Origin of the sequence: Bacillus cereus group sp. Bc031 (genome assembly GCF_027716265.1) — a bacterium.
Classification (GTDB): domain Bacteria; phylum Bacillota; class Bacilli; order Bacillales; family Bacillaceae_G; genus Bacillus_A; species Bacillus_A paranthracis.
This window is the reverse complement of record NZ_JAQFUL010000142.1, coordinates 1-7,028: the sequence shown is the minus strand read 5'-3', so window position 1 is coordinate 7,028 and position 7,028 is coordinate 1. Positions and strand designations below refer to the sequence as shown.

The window sequence follows — 7,028 nt, the reverse complement described above, 5'->3', positions numbered from 1 at the left end:
TAATGTTACACATTATATGATTCTTCTTGTATTTATAAAGAAAAATAGGCATTACTACTTATTTAGTTTACAGAGTATGACAGCCCAATTCCCAATACAATCATTTTTTATCGCCCCATTTCCACTCGATTACACCTCTTTATAGCGCTTCTGTAACAATTGCTGTACACGTGCCGCATACATTTTAAAATAGGGAATCTTTTGCGCGGCAACCTTTCCAAAGTCCATATTCATTAATGTTTCTTCTAATAGTTTGAACTCAAATTCTAGGAATTTATCATGCTGTTTCTGAATTGAATGCGGGATATTATGCAAGGCATCCACAATTTCTCGCACGTATGTCACACTGTATTCATCTTGATTTGAATAGGAAAATACATTTCGAATCAATACAAACGTTTCTTGCAATATTTCATACCCGATATGATGCAATACATTTTTATTTACCAACTCCCCTCATTCCTTTCTCTATGGCCCTTCAATTCCTGTATTGATTTGGAACTCATAATTTTCTACAAACCATTTTTCACCTTCTAATAGTAAATTTAATTTCATGGTGTGTTTTTCTTGTTGTTCTGTTCCATCAACCGTTACAAGATAATCATATTTAACCGTTACATCGGCTTTATTATCAGCGGTTTTAATGTAATACATATCCGTTATCTTTGCTTTCGTTTGAATGTGCATAGACCCATCATCTTCTATATGGTTATGTGCATCCTCTGGCGCATTTAATAATTTGTTTCGTGCTTCTCCTGTTATTATTTCTTTGATCTTTTCAAATCCTGGCTTTTCTTTTTGCTTGTTATCATTCTGTATTAACAGCTCTACAAACTGTTTCGCCACTTCTTGCCCCTTATCTTGTGTATTTTCTGTTAAAACTGTCACGCGCTTTTCCAATGCTCGATTCTCTGTTTTTAGCTCTTTTACTTGTTCCGTCCATTTCTTTTCCGTTTGCTCAACTTTATGCTGTAAAGTGCGATTTTGATTCCATAACCATACACTGATACCTACCAGTACAAATATGACTAAACCAACGATTCCCTGTTTCATCCCTAATCCTCCCTTTCTTTCCGCTTATTTCGGCAAATATGGTGCTGGGTCGACTTGCCCGAATTTAAAGGCTGTTTTAATTTCAAAATGCAAATGTGGCCCTGTTACTTGCCCTGTTCTTCCGCAAACGCCTACCTGTTGACCGACTCCAATGTTTTGCCCTTTCTGTACGGTAATGGATGACATATGACCGTATAGACTCCAATATCCATTTCCATGATTGATTACAACTACGTTTCCGTACCCGCCGAAGCCGCTTCCGCCTGCGCCAAATTCCGCCAACTCTACAACGCCACCTTTCGACGCGGCAATTGCGGTGACACCGTCCTGGCAAGAATAATCAATACCTTTATGAATTGTGCCCCAGCGTGGTCCAAATGGACTTGTAATCGTTGTTTGAGCGATAGGACGAATAAATCCTTGTGAGCTTGCTGATCCAGTATCTACAACGCCGCCTGGTTTTCCCGCTTCGCAATTGAAAGTAAGGCCGCCCATTTGCGCCACAAATTTTTTTACTAATACAGGCCATAAACCATTTGTACCATGTGGATCATTTGCGGCGCCTGGTGGTGCGTATTTCGCTCCAATTGCTTCTATTGTTGTAATTCCCATTCCGATATAGTTTTTATATAAGTTTCGCGCCATAGCGTTGATTCCTTCATCCAAAGTGGCAAACTTCATAAACCCTTTCATTTGTGAACTGCTAGGGTCCATGAGCCCCCCAGGGTTATTGTAGTTTTTTACTGCGTTAGAAGTACCGTTACCCGTTTCCAATCTCGCAATGGCCGCTAGTAAAACAGGATCAATTTGGTTTTGTGTTCCTGCATTTAAAAAGGCTTGTGCTTTCCCTGTAAAAACACCCCCTAAATGGGGCTGTAATTCTTCTGGTGCCACTGTTTTTCCACCTGGCCGACAAACCGTCATTCCATTACTTGGGATGGTTGCTGGTGCTTCCTCTTCTTTTTTGCCAATGCCTTGCCCCAAAACAATTAATAAAAGAAATCCAATACAGACGAACAATCCTATCGTAAAAGTAGAACTTCCAAAAAGAAATTTCAGTAACCAGGATTTTTTTTTCTTCTTCTTTTTTTGTTCTTGTGTAATCTCTTCTTGTACCGTTTTGTCTACAACTTCTTTTATTTCTGGTCTCATATCATCCCTCCCCCCTTACAACATGTATCAAGATTGATTAGAATATTTTCGAACAATCAGCCCATATGTAAGGGCCAAAAGAATAGGAATAATCGCTAAAACATGAAATAGTAACGTTAAAACAGTAGATTGCTGGTCTTGTATAAATTGTAGTAATCCAAAATGACCGATTCCTACAAACCAAATGAAAAAGGCTAGTTTCGCTCTATCATCAATAGGGCAACGTAACTCATTATGGATAATTTGGAGAGTTAAAAGAATGAGCGTATACCAGATAAGTAACCCTAAACCAATCCACCCTAATAAATCTGTCGGCCATTCTCTCTGTATGAAAAGAATGATTATGTTCATCCACCCTAAACACCCGATGCAAAGAAAAATACTGATACTCACCATTTTCATACACGTTAATCCCCAGTGTTTCATAGCTATATCGCTCCTTTTTTCGTAAAAAAATAGTAAAGTCCTAAAAGTCTAGGACTCTACTCATCTTTTTTTGGTGGCTCCAAACCATCTAAGTTATCTAAGTTTTGTGGATCAGTAGAAGGCATCCAGTTTTCACTTCCAGCGGCTACAGCTCCATATTGCATATCTGGTGTATCGATTGTTTCCGCTTCTCCTTGAATCGGTTCATTTTTGCTTACTTCTTTCTCATTTACTCGTGTTAAATCAGAAGAGGAACTGGATTCTGTTGGGATAAATGCGTCAGAAGAATTCGTCACTTGTGCAGTTGACTCGACATCTATATCAGATTTTTTTGCAACAATTTCCCCCGCTTCAGTCACTTCTGCAGGAATAGCATCTGGAATATCTGCACTTGTTGTTTCTGGTGTATGAGGTACAATGACACCTTCTTCATTTACATCTGCACGAATTGTATCTGGTATTAAAGGTTCATTTGCCTCTGTTTCAATTGGCGTTGAGATTTCTTGTTGTGGAAGATGTGTTGAAGTTTCCTGTTCTGGCTGTATTTCTTCTCTTGAAATATCCATCGGAATTTCTTCTGTTGGAATGTCTTGTTGTGGGATATCGGATGGGATTTCTTCATGTGCTTCATGATCTGTTGAAACTTCCTCTAATGGAAGTTCTTGTGTCGGTACTTCTGTTTGAATCTCTTCATATGCCTCCATATCGTTTGAAACTTCTTCTAGTGGTATTTCTTGTTCTGGTACCTCTGTTTGGATTTCTTCATATGCCTCCATATCAGTTGAAACGTCTTCTAATGGTACCTCTTGCTCTGGTACTTCTGGCTGTACCTCTTCATATACTTCTATATCAGTCGGAATGTCTTCTAATGGCACCTCTTGTTCTGGTACTTCTGGTTGAAGTTCTTCATATCCCTCTATATCAGCTGGTATTTCTTCCCCTGTTGGAATTTCCTCATTCTCTAAAGATACAAGTTCTGGTTGAACGTCCATTTCTGATTCTTCTACCTCTGTTCCTTCTTGTTGTCCTTCCACTTCATGTTCTAATGCTTCCTTATCTAAGCTGATAAGGTCTTGTTGCATTGGTGCCTCTTCTTCACCTGGTACCGTTTGTTTTTCTCCTTCCTCTTCCTGCTGTGGTAAATTCCCCTGTTTATCACGATCCTGTAGAGAAATAAGTTTTCCTTTCTTTTGATTCTCTTCTTTTTCTTGTTCCGTTTGATTATTTGGTAAATCATTCGGTATATTCGCTTGCACTAACGGGTTGGCTTTTGTCTTTTCGTCGTCTGTCCCTGCATTTTCTAACTGGCCGCCTGCCGCCGCCAATTCAGCCGCGTTATTAAAATGCATTCCCATTTTGTCTCCAATATAAGACATGGTATTTCCAGCGTACTCTTTTCCTTTATCTACAAAGTTTTCGGTCATAAGAGATATATTTGTGACCGTTTCATACACGCCGCGCGCTCGACTAAAGGCCGCAACAATATTTCCTCTAAACAGGTAGCAAAGAACGAAAACAAGAATTTGAAAAATCATTGTAGACACATATCCTGCAACGCCCGCTTCTGGTAATACATACAGTAATTCTGCCACCGTAAAGATGATAACAAGCATAACTGACATAAAGATTTTTAATGCCAATGGGCGAATCCATTGTGAAGCCCAGCTTTCAATAACTCTGCGGTGTCCTGGCAATAGAGCCACCGCCATAACGATTGGTGAGATAATACTCATGACAAGGAACCATAATTGGAATGCTACAATCAGTAAACAAAACGCGATTACTGGAACACCTGCGAATGTATTCACGACATAGTACATAACTGTAAATACAAGGCGCTCTCCTACAGAAGAAATCACCATCATTTGATTTCCTTTTTTCACTTCTTTCTCAACTGCTTCATTTCGTTCTTTCCCTGGTGATTTTGCCAATAATTCATCTACTCGTTGAGCACCCAACTTTTCTTTTGAATCTTCCCCATACTGTAGAAACAAATATGGTCGTTCAACTAACAAATCCCAAATTTGTTTTTTTACTGAAAAAATTGCATCCGCTTTGGAACGTCCTGGATCACCCGCAACCGTTCCCGTTGCTTTTGCTAACACCGTTACACTAATTTCAGAACTAATTGTATTTGCACTCTTTAAAATCGTACCTGCGTTTCCAATGTACGTAACAATAAAAGCAATAACAAATACTGTTTTCACCAACTCACTTAACCCTTTAGATGGTTGGCGTTTAATAAAGAAGATATAACCTGCGTAACAAGCGGATAACACACACGCAATGCCGATAATTGCTGGGAATAGTCCAGAAGATAAAAAGCCGCCTTTTCCAATACCAGCAATATTTTGCATAGCCGCTCCCAATTTATCCGCAACCGTATCTACAATATCCAAATTCAACGCTTGATCGACTAAAAAGATGGTTAATTGGCCCAGAATCACATTTAACTGAAAGGCCATATTCGCAAGCCATTGACAGGTTGTATACAACATCCTTTGTAAGTCTTTTCCTACACTATCATCACCAAATAAGTACCCACCAACTTTTTGAAATACGTTTTTTTCATCTTCCTTTGGCTGGTACGTATCAATCTCATAATACTTACCCTTATAAATTCCATCTGTGTACCCACTAAATAAATTTTCGGAAATTCGTGCCCCTTTTTGTTCCTGTTTTTCTTCTGTTTTTGTATCTTCCGCTAGGGCCACATGAGGCCCTAACGGTAGTAAAAAGAATACAAGAATCATACAAATAGAGAAAAGTTTTTTCATTCCTTTTGCCCCCATTTATGGATATGTACAGGTTTCACACTTCCTACAATTGAATCTAAACTATTATTGGAATCCCATGCCCATTCATAATTTTTCCACTTTCCGTCTTTTTCATCTTTTACCATTCTTAATTTTCTTCCCATTTGAGCGTTCTCTACAGGATCAAAGTATTTCACACGATAGTAATATTCATTTTCTCCCTCTTCTAAATCATATCGATATAAGTCGTATCTTTCTTTCATTCCTTTGCTAGCACCAGGATTCATAACCTCATCTTTACCTAAGTCATATTTCTTATATAACAAGTCATTAATTTTATTTGAATCCATTTCAATATAAGCTCTTACATACTCCATCGCGGCTTTATCCGCTTCCTTCATATCACGCTCTTTCTGATTTTCTTGTTGATTTGCATTACTTTTCGTTTCATTTGAGCAACCCGCAACCCCCGTTACCATCAACATTCCTGCTACACATAATCCCGATAACATACGTAATTTTTTCATTGTTTCATCCTCCATATACAGATAATTTAGAATACTCTTATCTGTATTGTAATACGAATTACGCCAATTGTTGTGCGCGTTCTTCGTCTGTTTTCGTAGAGGAATCAAATGCAGTCTTTAATTCTTGGAAAACAGGATCAATTTCTACAACAGCTGTTCGGCCGAAAATATCCTGGAATAAGGCTTCACCGCGTCGTAATTGGCGTAACATCAAGATATTTTCTTCTGTGACCGGTAAGTTATAGTAACGCAACATTTCTTCCGCTTCCTTATCGTATTTCAGTGCAAAACAGAACTTCATACCCACATTTGCAACCTCTTTGTTTTCTGATTGATAATCGGATGCATTTTGTGTGCCTAAATACAAGCCGATATTGTGATAACGTCCTTCTCGAATGATTTTGTCAGAAGACGCCGCACCCTCTTTATTTTTCAAAATACTTGATGCTTCATCTTGTAGGTATACTTTGAAAATACTACGGTCGGAATGCATTAAGGATTTACCAAATGCCGCTAATGCAATTAAGATACTACGAGATAATTTGTCTGTAACACTTTCATTCTTTTCCTCTGATTTCGGAATGCGTAAATGTTGAATTTGTAATACTTGTAACGGACGTTCTAGACTTAATACGCGGTAATCTTGACCTTGTTTACCAAACAATAAATCTCCTAGCTGAATGCCTTCTAAAGTCGCTAAACGATTTGTAAGAGCGTTTAACTTTTCTAATTCAGTTGGCAATAAGTTAGGTTCTTTCTTCATTTCCACTAGCTCTTTACGAACCAAAGTTAAACATGCATCTTCTTTTTCCGCCACTCGTTCAATAGCTTTATATAAATAGTCATATCTGATATCCTCTAAACCTACATCGGATAGGAACGTCAAAATTTCAAGTGCTAAACTCTTCGCATCTTCTATTGTTGCGCTTATTCGGAATGGGTCTAAACAGCCCGCATCCTTTTTATCCTTCCCAAGTGTCCATACTTGCAAGGTATCCTCATTGAACCCTGGCAATAATTCGGGCCATCTTGTGCGATATGATGATAGGTAAGGCTTTGATGTAATCTCCACCTTTTCCCCCACCTCACACCGTACGTGCTAGTTTCCTAGCAT

Annotated in this window: 6 protein-coding genes and 1 pseudogene; all 7 read right to left on the bottom strand. The window is 38.6% G+C overall.

Annotated elements, in window-relative coordinates; all coding sequences use genetic code 11:
* Nucleotides 1–129 precede the first annotated feature (129 nt).
* The gene (locus PDQ33_RS27700) at nt 130–450 is read right to left on the bottom strand and encodes a hypothetical protein (protein ID WP_000247578.1); all 321 of its coding nucleotides are present in this window, start codon (nt 448–450) and stop codon (nt 130–132) included.
* Nucleotides 451–468: 18 nt separating this feature from the next.
* Nucleotides 469–1,053, bottom strand: a complete 585-nt coding sequence (locus tag PDQ33_RS27695; RefSeq protein ID WP_270757015.1) for a hypothetical protein — start codon at nt 1,051–1,053, stop codon at nt 469–471.
* A gap of 24 nt (nt 1,054–1,077) precedes the next feature.
* On the bottom strand, nt 1,078–2,205 hold the full coding sequence (locus PDQ33_RS27690; RefSeq protein ID WP_270757017.1) for a peptidoglycan DD-metalloendopeptidase family protein: 1,128 nt from the start codon (nt 2,203–2,205) through the stop codon (nt 1,078–1,080).
* 27 nt (nt 2,206–2,232) lie between these two features.
* Nucleotides 2,233–2,631, bottom strand: coding sequence for a hypothetical protein (locus PDQ33_RS27685; RefSeq protein WP_270757018.1), 399 nt, complete (start codon nt 2,629–2,631; stop codon nt 2,233–2,235).
* Nucleotides 2,632–2,687: 56 nt separating this feature from the next.
* Entirely contained in the window at nt 2,688–5,408 is a 2,721-nt protein-coding gene (locus PDQ33_RS27680) for a CD3337/EF1877 family mobilome membrane protein (RefSeq protein ID WP_270757020.1), read from the bottom strand.
* On the bottom strand, nt 5,405–5,914 hold the full coding sequence (locus tag PDQ33_RS27675; protein WP_270757022.1) for a hypothetical protein: 510 nt from the start codon (nt 5,912–5,914) through the stop codon (nt 5,405–5,407). Before PDQ33_RS27675 ends, PDQ33_RS27680 begins: the two co-directional genes overlap by 4 nt.
* Nucleotides 5,915–5,972: 58 nt before the next feature.
* Nucleotides 5,973–6,950 (bottom strand): annotated as a pseudogene (locus PDQ33_RS27670) (ATP-binding protein); the annotation flags it as partial.
* Nucleotides 6,951–7,028 lie beyond the last annotated feature (78 nt).

What these genes read in the sequence shown, in the direction of transcription:
- PDQ33_RS27695 (WP_270757015.1), bottom strand. Translation starts at nt 1,053, where the DNA reads ATGAAACAGGGAATCGTTGGTTTAGTCATATTTGTACTGGTAGGTATC.
- PDQ33_RS27690 (WP_270757017.1), bottom strand. Translation starts at nt 2,205, where the DNA reads ATGAGACCAGAAATAAAAGAAGTTGTAGACAAAACGGTACAAGAAGAG.
- PDQ33_RS27685 (WP_270757018.1), bottom strand. Translation starts at nt 2,631, where the DNA reads ATGAAACACTGGGGATTAACGTGTATGAAAATGGTGAGTATCAGTATT.
- PDQ33_RS27680 (WP_270757020.1), bottom strand. Translation starts at nt 5,408, where the DNA reads ATGAAAAAACTTTTCTCTATTTGTATGATTCTTGTATTCTTTTTACTA.
- PDQ33_RS27675 (WP_270757022.1), bottom strand. Translation starts at nt 5,914, where the DNA reads ATGAAAAAATTACGTATGTTATCGGGATTATGTGTAGCAGGAATGTTG.